Below are 16,256 nucleotides of genomic sequence, written 5' to 3' on the forward strand. Positions count from 1 at the left end.
TGAGAAGGTGACGATCCGACAACCAGCTGCCGGGCGGGTGGCCACCCGCCCGGCAGAAACAACTATCTCATATTTTGATCATCCAAGAAGGTGGCGGCAGGTCAGGTGCAACTTGTTGCACCGGGGATGAGGGGGCTTTCAGGCACAACGCCAGCTATCCACCCTCACCAACCCCACCACACCCTACCGCCACATCGTCCGCATCCGCGCCGCGACATCCACCCTTATCTGCTGCGTGCTCCGCTCCGAAGGCGTCGCAGCCACCACCGGCCATGCGGCCGTCTCGAAATACTGTAGCAGCGTCACCGGAATGAACCGTGTGCGCGATGCATAGACATGCCGGTCGCCCTGGCCGTGCTGGCCGCTGGTGAAGAAGCGTTGCGGGGTGATCAGCGTCAGGCTGTCCTTGGCGCGCGTCATGCCGACATAGAGCAGCCGGCGTTCCTCCTCGATCTCCTGCGTCGTGCCGACGGCGAGGTCGGAGGGGATGCAGCCGTCGACCACGTTGAGCATGAACACCGCCCGCCATTCCTGCCCCTTGGCGGAATGGATGGTGGAGAGGATGAGATAATCCTCGTCGAGCAGCGGCACGCCTGCCTGGTCGCTGGTGGCGTCGGGCGGGTCCAGCGTCAGCTCGGTGAGGAAGCGCTCGCGGTTGGCATAGCCGGAGGCAATCTGCTCGAGCTGCAGAAGATCGGCCTTGCGGGTGTCGGCGTCCTCGTGGATGCGGTCGAGATGCGGTTCGTACCATTCGCGCGCCTGCGCGATCTCGGCCGGCCATGGCCCGTTCGCCTTGCGCAATCCCTCCAGCAGCTGCACCAGCGCCGGCCAGCTTTCGCCGCTCTTCGCTGGCGGCGGAATTTCGGCGAGCGCCATCAGCGGCTCGGGGTCGGCGGCGATCGTGTCGAGGATCTTGCCCGCCGTCTGCGGCCCGATCCCCGGCAGCATCGTCAACAGGCGGAAGCCGGAGACCCGGTCGCGCGGGTTCTGCGCGAAGCGCAGGATCGCCAGCATGTCCTTCACATGCGCCGAATCCAGGAACTTCAGTCCGCCGAACTTGACGAAGGGGATGTTGCGCCGCGTCAGCTCCACTTCGAGCGGGCCGCTGTGCGAGGAGGTGCGAAACAGCACCGCCTGCTGCTTCAGCGTCATCCCCACTTCGCGATTGGCGAGCACCTGCTCGACGATGTAGTTGGCCTGGTCGCTCTCGTCCTTGACGGTCAGCAACTTCGGCCGTTCCTCGGATTGCCGGTCGGTCCAGAGGTTCTTGGTGAAGCGCTCGCGCGCCAGCTCGATGACACCGTTGGCGGCGGCAAGGATCGTCGTCGTCGAACGATAGTTGCGGTCGAGCGTGATGATATCGGCCGGTGGCTCGAAGGTTTTCGGGAAGTCGAGAATGTTGCGGATCGTCGCCGCCCGGAAGGAGTAAATGGACTGCGCGTCGTCGCCGACGACGGTTAAGCCGCGCCCGCCGGGCTTCAGCGCCATCAGCACGGAGGATTGCAGCCGGTTGGTATCCTGGTACTCATCGACCATCACATGGTCGAAGCGCCCGCCGATATCGGCGGCCAGTTCCGGATCGCTCACCATCTGCGCCCAGTAGAGCAGGAGGTCGTCGTAATCGAGCACGTTCTGCGCCTGCTTGGCCTCGACATAACAGGCAAACAGCTCGCGCAACTGCTCTTCCCATGTCGCCACCCACGGATACCAGGTTTTCAACACCTCCGTGAGCGGTGTCTCGGAATTGACGGTGCGCGAATAGATCGCCAGGCACGTCCCCTTGGTCGGAAAGCGGCTTTCGGTCTTGGAGAAGCCGAGCTCGTGCCGGATGAGGTTCATCAGGTCGGCGCTGTCTTCCCGGTCGTGAATGGTGAAATCGACATTGAGGCCGATCTGTTCGGCATAGATCCGGAGCAGCCGCGCGCCGATCCCGTGGAAGGTGCCGGCCCAGGTCAGCGCGTCGGTCATGACGGCGGAATTGGCGCCGAGCACCTGCCGGCAGATGCGCTCGACGCGCCGCGCCATCTCGGATGCCGCCCTGCGCGAGAATGTCATCAAGAGGATGCGGCGCGGATCGGCGCCGTTGACGATCAGATGCGCCACCCGGTGAGCCAGCGTGTTGGTCTTGCCCGATCCGGCGCCGGCGATGATCAGCAGCGGACCGCCCGTCGTATCCGGTCCCTGACCGACCCCATGCTCCACGGCAAGGCGCTGCCGCTCGTTCAGTTTCTCGAGATAGGCCGCCGCCTGCATCTATTCTTAAGCCTCTAGCATACGCGCCGCGATGGAAACGCGACTCGGGAACAAATATGGAACGTATCAGTGCTCCCTGATGTTTGGAAGTCCCGCGCGGCTGACACCACAGGGAAACGGCCCGAAGCGAACATTTGGTGCACTGCGGAAAACGGGCGACATATCCGGTCTTGCGTGGCATAAGGGCGCCAAAACCTGTTTTGGACCACGCTTCCCATGATCCGCATCGAAAATATCAGCAAGCAGAACAGCCACCGCATCCTCTTCATCGAGGCTTCGGCGGCGCTCAACAAGGGCGAGAAGATCGGCCTCGTCGGCCCGAACGGCGCCGGCAAGACGACGCTCTTCCGCATGATCACCGGCGAGGAGCAGCCCGATGAGGGCAACGTCGCCGGTGAAAAGGGCGTCACGATCGGCTACTTCAACCAGGATGTCGGCGAAATGTCCGGCCGCAGCGCCGTGGCCGAGGTCATGGAGGGGGCAGGCCCCGTCAGCGTCGTCGCCGCCGAGCTGCGCGAACTCGAAGCCGAGATGGTCGATCCCGACAAGCTCGACGAGATGGACCGCATCATCGAGCGCTACGGCGAGGTGCAGGCGCGCTACGAGGAGCTGGATGGCTACGCGCTTGAGGGCCGCGCCCGCGAAGTGCTCGATGGCCTGAGCTTCACCCAGGAAATGATGGACGGCGATGTCGGCGGCCTCTCCGGCGGCTGGAAGATGCGCGTGGCGCTCGCCCGCATCCTCTTGATGCGCCCCGACGTCATGCTGCTCGACGAGCCGAGCAACCATCTGGATCTCGAAAGCCTGATCTGGCTGGAAGAGTTCCTGAAGAACTATGACGGCGCGTTGCTGATGACCTCGCACGACCGCGAGTTCATGAACCGCATCGTCGGCAAGATCATCGAGATCGATGGCGGCCAGCTGACCTCCTATTCCGGCGACTATGCCTTCTACGAGCAGCAGCGCGCCCAGAACGAGAAGCAGCAGCAGGCGCAGTTCGAGCGCCAGCAGGCCATGCTTGCCAAGGAAATCAAGTTCATCGAGCGCTTCAAGGCCCGCGCCTCACACGCTTCGCAGGTGCAGAGCCGCGTCAAAAAGCTGGAAAAGATCGACCGCGTCGAGCCGCCCAAGCGCCGCCAGTCGGTCGCCTTCGAATTCCTGCCCGCGCCGCGCTCCGGCGAAGACGTGATCAACCTGAAGAACGTCCACAAGAAGTATGGCAGCCGCACGATCTATGAAGGTCTCGACTTCATGGTCCGCCGCAAGGAACGCTGGTGCATCATGGGCATCAACGGTGCCGGCAAGTCGACGCTGCTGAAGCTGGTCACCGGCTCGACCGAGCCGGATCAGGGCACGGTTGCGCTCGGCGCCAGCGTCAAGCTCGGCTATTTCGCCCAGCACGCCATGGACCTGCTCGATGGTGAACGCACGGTTTTGGAATGGCTGGAAGATAGTTTCCCGCTGGCGGGCCAGGCGCCGCTGCGGGCGCTTGCCGGCTGCTTCGGCTTTTCCGGCGACGACGTCGAAAAGAAGTGCCGGGTTCTGTCGGGTGGTGAAAAGGCGCGTCTCGTCATGGCCAAGATGCTGTTTGACCCGCCCAACCTGCTCGTCCTCGACGAGCCAACCAACCACCTGGATCTCGACACCAAGGAAATGCTGATCAAGGCGCTGTCGCAATACGAAGGCACCATGCTTTTCGTTAGCCACGACCGCCACTTCCTGGCGGCGCTGTCGAACCGCGTGCTGGAACTGACGCCCGATGGCATCCATCAGTATGGCGGCGGCTACACGGAGTACGTCGAACGCACCGGCCAGGAAGCGCCGGGTCTGCGGGGATAATGGAAGGGGTGGGGCGGAGATTGGCGCGCGGCGTCCTCCTCACTCTCCCTCATCCCGGCCTTGTGCCGGGATCCAGCCGGCCCAAGTCCTGGGCCGTTAGACTCTTTTCACGGCGCAGACGCGCCGTGGCTGGTTTCCTGTGACATCGCCCGGACGAAGTCTGGGCACAGGAATGAGGGCGGATAGCGGGGCCGCCCCATCGCCACCAGAAACCGAACGGAAGCGTGAGGCCTCCGTCGCGGGCGCTTACGCCCGCTCCTCCCAAACCCTGGCAATCTCCACGATCGTCTTGGCCGCCCGCTCCATGTCCTGCCGGCTCACCCATTCCAGCGGTGAATGAAACGCGTGGCCGCCCGCGAAGATGTTGGGGCAGGGCAGGCCCATGAAGGAGAGGCGCGAGCCGTCGGTGCCGCCACGAATGCTGCCGCGCTTCGGCTCCATCCCGGCACGGCGGATGCCCTCGATGGCGTTCTCGACGATATCAGGGTGGCGGTCGACCACTTCCTTCATGTTGCGATACTGCTGCTTGACCTCGAATGTGTAGGTCGAGCCCGGATAGCCCGCCATCACGTCCTTTACGATCGCTTCCAGCATCTCTTCCTTGGCCGTCAGCCCCGCATTGTCGAAATCGCGGATGATCAGCCCGATCTCGGCCTTTTCCATCGAGCCGGTCACGCCGGTCGGATGGATGAAGCCCTGCCGGCCTGAAGTCGTCTCGGGGCCGATATCCCTTGGCAGCCGGTCGATGATCGCGCCGGCGATCCTGATGGCGTTTTCCATCTTGCCCTTGGCGAAGCCCGGATGGATGGCGACGCCCTGGATGGTGATCTCGACGCCGTCGGCCGAAAACGTCTCGTCCTCGATATGCCCCGCCGTCGAACCGTCCATCGTATAGGCGAAATCGGCGCCGAGCTTCCTCAGATCCACCTTGTCGACGCCGCGGCCGATTTCCTCGTCCGGCGTGAACAGGATCTTGATCGTGCCGTGCTTGATATCGGGGTTGGAAACGAGGAACGCAGCCGCCGTCATGATCTCGGCGATCCCCGCCTTGTCGTCGGCGCCGAGCAGCGTCGTCCCGTCGGTGGTGATGATGTCGTTGCCGATCTGGTTCTTCAGTTCCGGATGCTCGCTCACCCGGATCACCTGCTGCGGATCGCCGGTCAGCCTGATATCGCCGCCTTCGTAGTTGCGCAGGATCCGTGGCTTGACGTTGGTGCCGCTGAAATCGGGCGCCGTGTCCATATGCGAGCAGAAGCAGATGACGGGCACCTGCTTGTCGGTATTCCCGGGAATGGTCGCGTAGATATAGCCGTACTCGTCCAGATGCGCGTCCGAAAGCCCGATCGCCAGCAGCTCCTCGACCAGCACGCGCCCGAGATTCCTCTGCTTCTCGGTCGAGGGCTGGCTCAACGATTGCGGGTCGGATTGCGTGTCGATGACGACATAGCGCAGGAAGCGGTCGGTAACGGTATCGGTCATGATGCGGTCCATTCGTCTTTTTCAACCGATCACTGCTCTATCCCTCATCGGCCCTCTGGTGAAGCACTTTCGCTGTCAGGCAGGTCGGCCTCGCGCAGCCGGTAGCCGACGCCGGTTTCGGTGGTGATGTAGTGCGGTTGGTCGGGTGTCGCCTCGATCTTCTGCCTCAGCTGGCGCACATAGACGCGCAGATACTGCACATCCGCGGCCGGTCCCCAGATCTGCTTCAGCATGAACTGGTGCGTCAGCACCTTGCCGGAATATTGCGCCAGCACCCGCAGGATGTCGTATTCCTTCGGCGACAGCTTGATCTCGCGCTCGTCCAACTTGACGATACGCTTGACGAGGTCGATCGACAGCCCGCCGGTGCGAAACACCGCCTTTTCGCCCTGCTGCTGCAGCCGGTGGCGCAGCGCCACGCGGATGCGGGCGCCGAGCTCGTTCATGCCGAAGGGCTTGGCCACGTAGTCGTCCGCCCCCGTCTCCAGCGCCTTGACGATCCCGCCTTCATCCGTGCGGCTGGAGAGGATGACGACGGGTGTCGCCAGCCCCTGTTCGCGCCATTCGCCGAGCAGTGCGTGGCCCGGCGTGTCGGGAAGGCCGAGATCGAGGACGATGAGATCGGGGCTGACATCGCCGACACGGGCGCGCGCTGTCGCCGCGTCCGGCGCCTCGTGCACCTCGTACCCCTGCGCCGTCAGGCCAACGCGGAGCAGCTTGCGGATAGGGGGCTCGTCATCGACGACGAGGATTTTCACCGGCGAACCGCTCATGTCATGTCTTCCAGCTTCGTGATGTCATTCGCAATCTCTTGCGGGCGGGGCAGGCTGATGGTGAAGACGGCGCCTGACCGGTCGGGCCGGTTTGCGGCAGAGATGGTGCCGCCCATCGCCTCCACGAAGCCGCGGCAGATGGAAAGACCAAGTCCGGTGCCGGCCCGCACCTGGTCGCCCTTACGCACCCGGTAGAAACTGTCGAATACGCGGTCGAGATCATCGCTGGGAATGCCCGGCCCGCTGTCCGAGACCTGAACCATGACGTCGCCGGTGCCGATCCCAGTCCCGGCCCAGCCCTTGATCTCGACGGTGGAGCCCTCGGGCGCATATTTGGCGGCATTGTCGAGGAGGTTGAACAACACCTGCTCGAAGAGAACGGGATCGACGCTGACAGTCGGCAGGTCCGCCGGAATGTTCACCTGCGCGCGGTGATGCGAAAGGATCTTCGCCGCGCGGCGCAGCGCGCTTCCGACGATGTCGCCGACATCGTGCAGCGCCGAATTCGGTTCCATCGCCCCGGATTCGATCCGGGTCATGTCGAGCAGGTTGGCGATGAAGCGGTTCAGCCGTTCGGATTCGTCGACCACGGTGGAAAGCAGATCCGCGCGATCCTCCTCGCTCATCGAGGCGAAATAGTCGCGCAGCGTGGTGGACGCACCGAGCACGGCGGCAAGCGGCGTCTTCAGATCGTGCGAGATCGAGGTCAGCAGCGCCGAGCGCAGCCGGTCGGCCTCGGCGGCGAGCTTCGCCCGGTCGATATCATCGACCAGCTGGATGCGCTCGATCGCCAGCGCCGCCTGGTCCGCCAGCGCATCAAGCAATCGTTGTTCTCCCGGCGTCAGGAGCGGCCCGTCGCGGCTGTCGCTGTCGAGCCCGATCACGCCGACGGTGACGCGCCCGGTGCGCAGCGGCACATAAAGCCGCCTGGCGCCCGGCATCGTATCGGCGCCGCGCCCGGCGGCTTGGTTGTTCTCCAGGGCCCAGCGAGCAGCGGCGATATCGGCCTCGTCGAGCCTGTCGTCGGGCGGGTAATCGACCTTTGCCGCGATGGTGCCGTTCTCCGGCAAAAACACCACGACCCTTACACCGAGCATCGAGGCCAACTGAGAGACCGTAGCCGAGAGCACGTCGCCGAGCGTGCCGGTGGCGGCAAGCTTCCTCGAAAAGAGATAGAGATCCTCGGTGTCGCGCGCCCGCTGCCGCGCCGCCGTCGCCTGCCGCTGCACCGTCGCCGTCAGGTTGCTGGCGATGATCGCGACGCCGAGAAAGAAGAAGAACGCCAGCACGCTTTCCGGATCGTTGATCGTCATCGTGTGGCGCGGCGGCAGGAAGAAGAAGTTGAAGGCAAGCGCCCCAAGCAGGCAGGAAAACAGCGCCGGCCGCAGCCCGTGCAGCACCGCCGAGGTCAGCACCGCCATCAGGAACACCAGCGCCAGATTGCGCACGTCGAGCACCTGGTCGAGCACGATGCCGGCCAGAAGCGCGATCAGCACATAGACGATCGCCAGCATATACGCCTTGAGATCGAAGGCCGGCCGCGCCACGGCCGCCTTGACGCCGCGACGCGCGCTTTCCTTGCGCTCGTCGCCCGCAATGACGTGAACGCTGATATCACCCGCCGCCTTGCGCACCAGACGATCGGCCACCGACGGCGAGAACCACGCCCGCTGCTTCGGCGCGCCGATGACGATGTGGGTTATGGCGTTCGAGACCGCATAACGGATCAGCTCCTGCGCCGTCTCGCGTCCGGCAATGGTGATTGCCTCGCCGCCGAGCTGTTCCGCCAGCCGAAGATTGGCGGCGAGCGTATCGCGTTCGGCCTCGCCGAGGTTGATCGAGCGGTTGGTCTCGACATAGACGGCGACCCAGGGCGCTTTCAGCCGCGCCGCCACCTCGGCGCCATCACGCAGCAGCGACGCCGAGGCCGGATGGTGATCGACCGATACCAGCACGCGGCCGCCTGACCCAGGTTCGGCGGTCGCGGGCGCATCCTGATCGTTCAGCACATGGTCGTCCACTTCGGCTCGCTGTTTTCCCGTCGACAATCGCGGCAATGGGTCCGGCTCGAATGCCCGCGTTTTCTCACTCATAGAAGCATCGGGCCTGTCATTCAACGCCGCGGCATCGGCCGTTCGTCAGCCGGGATCGCGCGGGTCTTGCTGGCCAGTTTGGCGAAAGCTTCCAGCCATAGAGTTCGCGGATAAAGACACAGTTGCGCGTTCGGCTGAATGCCGTTCTTGAATGTACGAAGGCGATCTGAATGCCCACGACCGAGCCAAGCAATTCTTCGGCCGAGACCCTTGCTGAATTGGCATCGTTGAAGGCGCAAGTCGAAGAATTGACGCAGCGCATCGATACCCAGGGCTCGGTCCAGTTCGAAATCGCCAAGCTGCTGCAGACATTCCATTCCCAGCTCACGGCCCTGCCGCAGCAGATGAGCGAGATCGTCAGGACGGCGATCGAGGTCAACAACCACGACAAGGTGCCGCTCACCAAGGAAGTCCTGACCAAGTTCGATTCCAGGCTTGGCGGCATGGGCGTGAACCTGCATGTCCTGAAGCAGGTGAGCCAGCTGACGCTGCGCCGACTTGGCCCCGCGACGCCGAAGATCCGATGCGTGTTCATCGTTCAGTCGATCCCGATGTGGGATGCGCTGGCCGACGTCTATTGGGCGATGACCCAGGATGATCGCTACCACCCGATGGTCGTGTCGATCGACAACAGCCAGCTCGGACGGGGCGAATTCAGCGGCGAGGACGAAGTGCATGCCGGGCTGAACGCGCTCGGCGTCCCGCACATCCGCCTCGACATGCATTCCTTCGATGCGCTCGACATCCTGCGCAACCTGATGCCCGACGTGGTGTTTCGCCAGCAGCAGTGGGACTCTCCCGTGCCGCATGGTCTGCGAACGATGGAGATCACCTTCGCCCGCATCTGCGTCGTGCCCTATGGCATGGGCGTGCTCGCCAATCCGGATGCGAAGGGTGAGGACGACGAGGCCTACGCGGACAATTACGACCAGCAGTATCACCGCCTCGCCTGGAAGATCTTCTGCGAGACGGAGATGACGCAGTCCTATTACCGCTCCTTCGCCCATTCCGATCCCGATAAGTTCGTGCTGTCGGGCTACCCCAAGCACAACAAGCTGATGGAAGCGAAAGGCAAGGGTGAGTGGCCGATCGCCGAGCCGAACGGCCGCGCCTTCCGCGTCATCTGGGCGCCGCATCACTCGCTGGCCGTCCATGGCGAGGGCTTCGGCGTTTTCCATAAGATATACAAGCAGATGCTGGATTGGGCCAAGTCGGCCAAGGAGATCCATTTCGTGCTGAAGCCGCATCCCGCGCTGGCCTTCGGCGCCGAGCAGAGCGGCCTTTTCCGCGACAATTCCTATCAGCGCTATCTCGATGCCTGGTCGGCGCTGCCCAACTGCGCCATTCGCGAAGGCACCTATGGCGAGCTGTTCGAGGCGTCCGATCTGATGATCACCGACGGCGTCTCCTTCCTGACCGAATATCATCTCTTCGAGAAACCGCTGATCTTCATCGATTCCGGCGTCCACGCCGCCTTCAACGCGCTGGGCCGGCTGGCCGAACGCGCCGCCCACCGCGTCGAGACCTTCAATCAGCTGCGCCAGGTGGCGCTTGACTACAAGGACGGCAAGGCCTGGCAGCTGGTGAAGGAGCGCGAGGAGCTTTTGAAGGTGCTGCTCCCGCACGCCGAGCCGGCCTCCAGCATCATTCTCGATTCCATCGCAGCCGATATCCAGACGTCGAGGTCCTGAGCATGTACCGCGCGCAACAACATGCGTTGACACCATCCGCCGCGACCGACACGGCCGCACTTCCCGGCCACAAGCGGGGCACCGGCTTCGCCTTCGATCTCGATGGCACGATCACCCGCGCCGAGCTCCTGCCGATGATTGCCTCGGAGTTGGGCCTCGAGGCCGAAATGCGGCTTTTGACCGAGCTCACTATGTCCGGGTTGATCCCCTTCGAGGATTCCTTCCGCCTGCGCTTCGCCATCCTGCGCAGCGCCGGTCTCGACCGCATCCAGTCGATCGTCTCCGAGGTCGAGTTCGATCCCGATATCGAGCAGTTCATCCGCCAAAACCGCGATCGCTGCTTCGTCGTCACGGGCAATCTCGATCTCTGGATCGCGCCGCTGGTCGAGCGCCTCGGCTGCCGCTTCTACACATCCACCGCCACGACCGACAAGGACGGCTGGATCACCGGCCTCGACACCGTCATGCGCAAGAACGTCGCCGGCCTGGAACTCAAGGAGGAGTTCGACCGCCTCGTCGCCATCGGCGACGGCTTCAACGACGTGCCGCTCTTCGACGTCGCCGATATCGGCATCGCCTTCACCGGCCTGCATGGCGCGCCCGACGCGCTGGTCTCCGTTTCCAACTATGTCGCTCTCGATGGGAAGTCGCTATGCCGTTTGTTAAACACGCTGTAATCGCGGCGGCCGGCCTCGGCTCGCGGCTGGGCCATGGCAAGCCGAAATGCCTGGTCGAGATCGAAGGCGTCAAGATCATCAAGCATCTGCTGTCGCTGCTGAAGGATGTCGAGGATGTCCGCGTCATCGTCGGCTTCGAGGAAAAGGCCGTTATATCAGCGATCCGCGCCATCCGCCCGGATGTGCTGGTCGTGCGCAACCCCGGCTTCCGCAGCACCACCACGCTGCACAGCTATGAGCTCGGCGGCCGCTACATCAAGGGCGATTGCTTGTTCATGGATGGCGACATGCTGATCGAGCCGGAAAGCTTCGCAGCCTTCCTTGCATCGTGCGAACCCGGCGTGGCGCAGCTCGGCATCACCAGGACCAAGACCCGCGACGCCGTGTTCTTGACGCGCGAGGATGGCCATGCCGTAAGCTTCCGCCGCGACGACCCGACCGAATATGAATGGGCCAACATCGCCTGGCTGCCGGTCGATTATTTCGCCGATATCGGCAATACGGCGGTCTATGAGCATCTGAGGCAGTTCCTGCCGATCCGCACCCATGAAGTGATCGCCTACGAGATCGACAGCGAGCAGGATCTGGCGCTGGCGCGGGACAATCTCCACTACTTCAATCTGCAGGCGCTGGCCGGCTGAAGCATGTCGCGCGCGAGTGAGCAGCGGTGTTGCGACGCCGACATGCGATAAGAAACAAGGGCGTGAAGCGCGACGAGCCGATCCTTGCGGATCGCGACACCCTTCAGGCAAACAGTCACGAAACGGAACCGAGCATGAGCCGCATATACAAGGATCAGGAAAGCATCGACGTCCTCAAGGTCCGCGATTTCTTCAATGGTCGCGCCAGGAAGGAAGGCAATGCCGTCAACGCCGTGATGCTGCAATCCGAGGGCTCTACGATCGCCGTCGACCGCGACATCCACGAGAAGACCCATCTCCTGCCGCGCCTTGAGCGCCCGTCGAAGATCCTCGAACTCGGCTGCGGCGCCGGCCGCCTCGCCACCTTCTACAACAACAACGGCAACCAGTATCTCGGCTTCGATTTCTCGGAGGAACTGATCGCCCGCGCCAAGGCCGAGATCGGCGACGACGAGAACGTCCAGTTCCAGGTCGTCGAAGTCCCCCGGATCGCAATCGAAGACTTCAAGCTGCAACCGCCCTTCGACTTCTTCCTGATCACCGGTCTCTTCATCTACCTCAACGACGAAGCCGTCCACGACACCTTCAAGATGATCGCCAAGCTCGCGGCCCCGAACGCCACGATCTACCTCCGCGAATCCCTCTCCGAACTCGACGTCCGCCTGACGCTGAAGGAGCATTTCTCCGAGGAACTCGACGAAGTCTACAACGCCATCTACCGCACCACTGCGGAGCTGACGGAGGTGATGACCGAGACGCTCGTCAAGGCGGGCTTCGTGTTCGAGGTCTGCGGCGACTACGCGTTCCCGCCGGCGTTGCGCAACAGGGCGGAGACGGCGCAGCGGTATTTTACGCTGCGGCGGGGGTGAGCGCAGCACTGTCTGAGTAGTGGCAGTCGGGAGAATGGCCAAGGCAGAATCGCGAACCTAACGTCAACGCGAAGTGTGCGTAGACGGCGGATAGTTCACTACTAGCTGGTAATCTCGATTCCTAGCCACTCACTGGAGGCGTGCATGGATAAGAAGATACGTGTAAAGATTCAACAGAAGCGGCAGATCTTCATTCATAATGATCTCGCAAACGCCGCCTTTCACTTCAAAGAGCGCGTCGATCAAAAGCAAAAGGCTGACGATCGACATACGATTGGACTGGACATGATGGGTTGCATCATAACGTTGTCCTTCACCAACGAAGCGCGGATGAACTTCCTCGGCTACAAGTTGATTGATGGATGGAACGAGTGGCAACCCGTTAAAGCCAAAGTCAAAGCGGTTGCCAAGGCGTTGGGCATCAGCGCTGACTTCGGTTCGCGGCCCTACTCGACAATTATGGAGGTGAAGGAGTTTCGCGATACCTTTGCCCATGGAAAACCCATCGTGGTTGAGTCGACCCACGAAGAGATTACGACTCAAGCTGAATTAGATCGTCACAACATCTTGCAGCCTGAGTGGATGCGATTCATGACATATGAGTTTGTGCAAAAGGCCCATGGCGATCTTGAGCAGATCTGGACTGAAATGATGGGTAAAGCCAATCTTAGTGTCTTTGAGACGATGACACAGGGCGGGCGATCTATTCAATTTATTGATTATGTAAACGACTAACTAGGAATATCAGCTCTGCGTCACGGATACCAAAGGCAAGATTGTCCTCTTTGTCGGGCCAGATACCTAAGCGTTACTCGCAAATAGTATAGTCTTTTGAGAAGAAAATTTGGCTGGGGAACCTGGACTCGAACCAAGATTAACGGAGTCAGAGTCCGTCGTTCTACCATTGAACTATTCCCCAGCAGGCGCTGCCGAAGCGTGCTTGGCTGCTGTGCGGCGCTTATAACCAAATCATCGCGGAATGCAAATAGCTGTTTGAAAAAAATTTGGGCGTCGTTGTGGAGTGTTGGAAAAGGCGGATTCTTGAGGGTTGGGAAAAAGAATTTGTCGTTTTGGCCGAGCGCTGGTATCTTCGCGCCAACGCAAAATCGAATGAGCGCCAGCAGCATACCTCAAGGAGTTCATCCTTTGGGACTTGCGCGGCGCGGTGGAAAAACAACGTGGAAGACCCCGAAGGCGGCTTTAAGCCGCAATCTGACGGGGCGTCGGCGGCAGCGCGCAAGGATGGCAAGAAATCCAGGCGCCGCAAGGGCAAGCGTGGCGGGCAATCCCGCAATGCAGTCCAGGCCGCTTCGCATGCCCCCTCCGGCATCGCCGGCGAGGCAGCGCGCCCAATGGATGCACGTCCAACGGACATTGCGGCCGAGACATCGGCCCGCAAGCGCAAGCGCCGCCGGCGCGGCTCCGGTGCGTCGGGCGAGGGTGCTCCAAGACAGCAGCAACATGGTGAACAGGCAGCATCCGCCAATCGCGCGGGTGCGCATGATGGTGACGCGGCTTCGGGCAAGCGCGGCCGACGCAAGCATCGCGGCAAGCGCGGCCTGCAGGGCCGGCCACTGGCGCAGGCAAAGCCATCGGGCCATCAGCCGGCGCAGCAGCCTGCAAATCAGCCCAATGTCGGCCGTGGTCCCGCGCAGGAGGCGCGCGGCGAAAACGACAATCGCGTCCAGCGTCACCAGGAGCGCGGCGAGCGCCCCGCCTCCGCTCATCCCTGGCCGGATGAGCTTTATGCGGCGCTCGACCTCGGCACCAACAATTGCCGCCTCCTGATCGCGCAGCCGACCCGTCCGGGCCAGTTCCGCGTCGTCGATGCCTTCTCGCGCATCGTGCGCCTGGGCGAGGGGCTGGCGGCCAGCGGACGTCTGTCCGACGATGCCATGGACCGCGCCGTCGATGCGTTGCGCGTCTGCGCCGGCAAGCTGAAGAACCGCGAGATCCGCCGCATGCGGCTTATCGCCACCGAGGCCTGCCGACAGGCAAGCAACGGCGAGGAATTCCTCAAGCGCGTCGTCGCCGAGACGGGACTCGAGCTTGAGATCATCGATCGCGAGACCGAGGCGCGGCTCGCCGTCTCCGGCTGCTCCTCGCTGGTCGGCCGCGAGACACGCTCCGTCGTGCTTTTCGATATCGGCGGCGGCTCGTCGGAGATCGCCGTCATCCACATCGGCGACAGCCGCTTCAGCCGGCTTGCCAATCACATCACCCACTGGACCTCGCTGCCCGTCGGCGTCGTGACATTGTCCGAGCGCCATGGCGGACGCGATGTCACGCCCGATGTCTTCGAAGGCATGGTACTGGAAGTGCAGGGCATGCTCTCGCATTTCGATTGCCCCGTCATCGACGGAAATTTCGGCGATTTTCACCTCATCGGCACCTCGGGCACGGTCACCACGCTTGCCGGCGTCCATCTCGATCTGCCGCGCTACGACAGGCGCAAGGTCGATGGCATCTGGCTGTCAGACGACGAGGTCTCGGCCATGCAGGCCAAGCTCCTCTCCTGGGATTTCGCCAGCCGTGCCGCCAATCCCTGCATCGGGCCCGATCGCGCCGATCTGGTGCTGGCGGGCTGCGCCATTCTCGAGGCCATTCGTCGCCGCTGGCCGAGCCCGCGCATGCGCGTTGCCGATCGTGGCTTGAGGGAAGGCCTTCTCACCGACATGATGGCGGATGACGGCGTCTGGCGGCGCCATCGCCACCGCCGCGGCCAACGCGGCAAATAGGGGATCAGCTATGACCAAGCCAACCATTGCGGGCAACCGCACCGGCCGCAAGCTCGGCCAGCGCGTCAAGAACAAGAAGATGAAGGCGTCCTCGCGCCAGTGGCTGCAGCGCCATATCAACGATCCCTATGTGCAGCGCGCCCAGCTCGAGGGCTACCGCGCCCGCGCCGCCTTCAAGCTTTTGGAGATCGACGAGAAGCACGGCATTCTCAAGGGCGCGCGCCGCATCATCGATCTCGGGGCCGCACCCGGCAGCTGGTCGCAGATCGCCGCCAAGGTCACCGGCTCGACGGATGAGGACGTGCGCGTCGCGGCCATCGACTTCCTGGAGATGGCGCAGCTCCCCGGCGTCAGGATCCTGCAGCTCGACTTTCTGGATCCCACGGCGCCCGACCAGTTGATGGAAGCGGTCGGCGGCACGCCCGATCTAGTCATCTCCGACATGGCGGCGCCGACCACGGGCCACCACAGAACCGACCATCTGCGCACCATGCATCTGTGCGAAGTGGCCGCGCATTTCGCCATCGAGGTTCTGGGCGAGGGCGGTCACTTCCTGGCCAAGACCTTCCAGGGCGGCACGGAAAAAGACCTGCTCAATCTGCTGAAGCAGAATTTCAAGCAGGTCGTCCACGTCAAGCCGGCGTCGTCGCGCGCCGAATCGGTCGAGATGTTCCTGCTCGCCAAGGGCTTCAAGGGCCGCAAGGCTGAGGCCGACGAAACGGAGGCTTGATCTTGAGGTCCTTCCGGGTGGAGTATGACAGTTAGAAGACTGTCCCAAGACCGGAATGACCGCGGATATCGATGCTGCTTTACGTCACCCTCGGAACCAACGATATCGATCAGGCCCGGCACTTCTATGATGTCGTGCTGCCCGTGCTGGGCTACCGGCGCCAGCGCTACTCGGAAGAGGAGATCGGCTATGCCGCCGATGGCGATATCCGCTGCCGGCTCTGGATCGTCACCCCCTTCAACCGCCGCCGTGCCTCCAATGGCAATGGCAGCATGGTGGCGCTCGCGGCCGAAACCAGGGCTGACGTCGATGCCTTCTATCGCGCGGCGATATCAGCCGGCGGTGTCAGCGAGGGCGAACCGGGTCTGCGCCCCTTCCACGCCAATTTCTATGCGGCCTATGTGCGCGATCCCGACGGCAACAAGCTGAGTGCCGTCTGCGAGGCGCCGGAGCCGGCAGCCGAATAAGCGCGC

The 16,256-nt window shown here is 63.0% G+C and carries 12 protein-coding genes, 1 tRNA gene and 1 pseudogene; 9 read left to right on the forward strand and 5 right to left on the reverse strand.

Annotated features, from left to right (window positions below; translation table 11 throughout):
• Positions 1-183 precede the first annotated feature (183 nt).
• On the reverse strand, positions 184-2,253 hold the full coding sequence (locus GGQ67_RS23560; RefSeq protein ID WP_183902541.1) for an ATP-dependent helicase: 2,070 nt from the start codon (positions 2,251-2,253) through the stop codon (positions 184-186).
• Between the two features lie 216 nt (positions 2,254-2,469).
• On the opposite strand from GGQ67_RS23560, the gene GGQ67_RS23565 reads away from it, so the two are divergent.
• A complete protein-coding gene (locus tag GGQ67_RS23565) occupies positions 2,470-4,092 on the forward strand; it encodes an ABC-F family ATP-binding cassette domain-containing protein (protein WP_018898513.1) in 1,623 nt (540 codons plus the stop codon).
• 246 nt (positions 4,093-4,338) lie between these two features.
• Here GGQ67_RS23565 and pepT read toward each other — a convergent pair whose 3' ends face one another.
• The 3 genes and pseudogenes from pepT to GGQ67_RS23580 all read right to left on the reverse strand — a co-directional run.
• The gene (pepT, locus tag GGQ67_RS23570; protein ID WP_183902542.1) at positions 4,339-5,571 is read right to left on the reverse strand and encodes a peptidase T; all 1,233 of its coding nucleotides are present in this window, start codon (positions 5,569-5,571) and stop codon (positions 4,339-4,341) included.
• Positions 5,572-5,615: 44 nt separating this feature from the next.
• Positions 5,616-6,344 (reverse strand): response regulator transcription factor, encoded by a 729-nt coding sequence (locus GGQ67_RS23575; protein ID WP_183902543.1) that lies wholly within the window; start codon positions 6,342-6,344, stop codon positions 5,616-5,618.
• Positions 6,341-8,371, reverse strand: a pseudogene (locus GGQ67_RS23580) (DUF4118 domain-containing protein); the annotation flags it as partial. The pseudogene GGQ67_RS23580 and the gene GGQ67_RS23575, both read right to left, overlap by 4 nt.
• A 236-nt stretch (positions 8,372-8,607) precedes the next feature.
• Between GGQ67_RS23580 and GGQ67_RS23585 the strand changes: the two are divergent.
• From GGQ67_RS23585 to GGQ67_RS23605, 5 genes are all read left to right on the forward strand, one after another.
• A complete protein-coding gene (locus GGQ67_RS23585; protein ID WP_183902545.1) occupies positions 8,608-10,128 on the forward strand; it encodes a CDP-glycerol glycerophosphotransferase family protein in 1,521 nt (506 codons plus the stop codon).
• 2 nt (positions 10,129-10,130) lie between these two features.
• Complete coding sequence (locus GGQ67_RS23590; protein ID WP_183902546.1) at positions 10,131-10,805, forward strand: HAD-IB family phosphatase; 675 nt, start codon at positions 10,131-10,133, stop codon at positions 10,803-10,805.
• Positions 10,781-11,446 (forward strand): NTP transferase domain-containing protein, encoded by a 666-nt coding sequence (locus tag GGQ67_RS23595; RefSeq protein WP_183902547.1) that lies wholly within the window; start codon positions 10,781-10,783, stop codon positions 11,444-11,446. Before GGQ67_RS23590 ends, GGQ67_RS23595 begins: the two co-directional genes overlap by 25 nt.
• 134 nt (positions 11,447-11,580) lie before the next feature.
• Positions 11,581-12,315, forward strand: coding sequence for a class I SAM-dependent methyltransferase (locus GGQ67_RS23600; protein ID WP_183902548.1), 735 nt, complete (start codon positions 11,581-11,583; stop codon positions 12,313-12,315).
• Between the two features lie 144 nt (positions 12,316-12,459).
• Entirely contained in the window at positions 12,460-13,050 is a 591-nt protein-coding gene (locus GGQ67_RS23605; protein WP_183902549.1) for a hypothetical protein, read from the forward strand.
• A 110-nt stretch (positions 13,051-13,160) separates the two neighbouring features.
• Here the strand turns inward: GGQ67_RS23605 and GGQ67_RS23610 are convergent.
• Positions 13,161-13,234, reverse strand: a tRNA-Gln gene (locus GGQ67_RS23610).
• Positions 13,235-13,493: 259 nt separating this feature from the next.
• On the opposite strand from GGQ67_RS23610, the gene GGQ67_RS23615 reads away from it, so the two are divergent.
• The 3 genes from GGQ67_RS23615 (at position 13,494) to GGQ67_RS23625 (ending at position 16,250) form a co-directional block, all read left to right on the forward strand.
• Positions 13,494-15,053: a Ppx/GppA phosphatase family protein gene (locus GGQ67_RS23615; protein ID WP_183902550.1), complete on the forward strand. Its 1,560-nt coding sequence runs from the start codon at positions 13,494-13,496 to the stop codon at positions 15,051-15,053.
• A gap of 10 nt (positions 15,054-15,063) precedes the next feature.
• On the forward strand, positions 15,064-15,783 hold the full coding sequence (locus tag GGQ67_RS23620) for an RlmE family RNA methyltransferase (protein WP_183902551.1): 720 nt from the start codon (positions 15,064-15,066) through the stop codon (positions 15,781-15,783).
• A gap of 71 nt (positions 15,784-15,854) precedes the next feature.
• Complete coding sequence (locus tag GGQ67_RS23625; RefSeq protein ID WP_183902552.1) at positions 15,855-16,250, forward strand: VOC family protein; 396 nt, start codon at positions 15,855-15,857, stop codon at positions 16,248-16,250.
• Positions 16,251-16,256: the final 6 nt, after the last annotated feature.

The sequence above is a fragment of the Rhizobium metallidurans genome, assembly GCF_014196505.1.
Taxonomy (GTDB): Bacteria; Pseudomonadota; Alphaproteobacteria; order Rhizobiales; family Rhizobiaceae; genus Rhizobium; species Rhizobium metallidurans.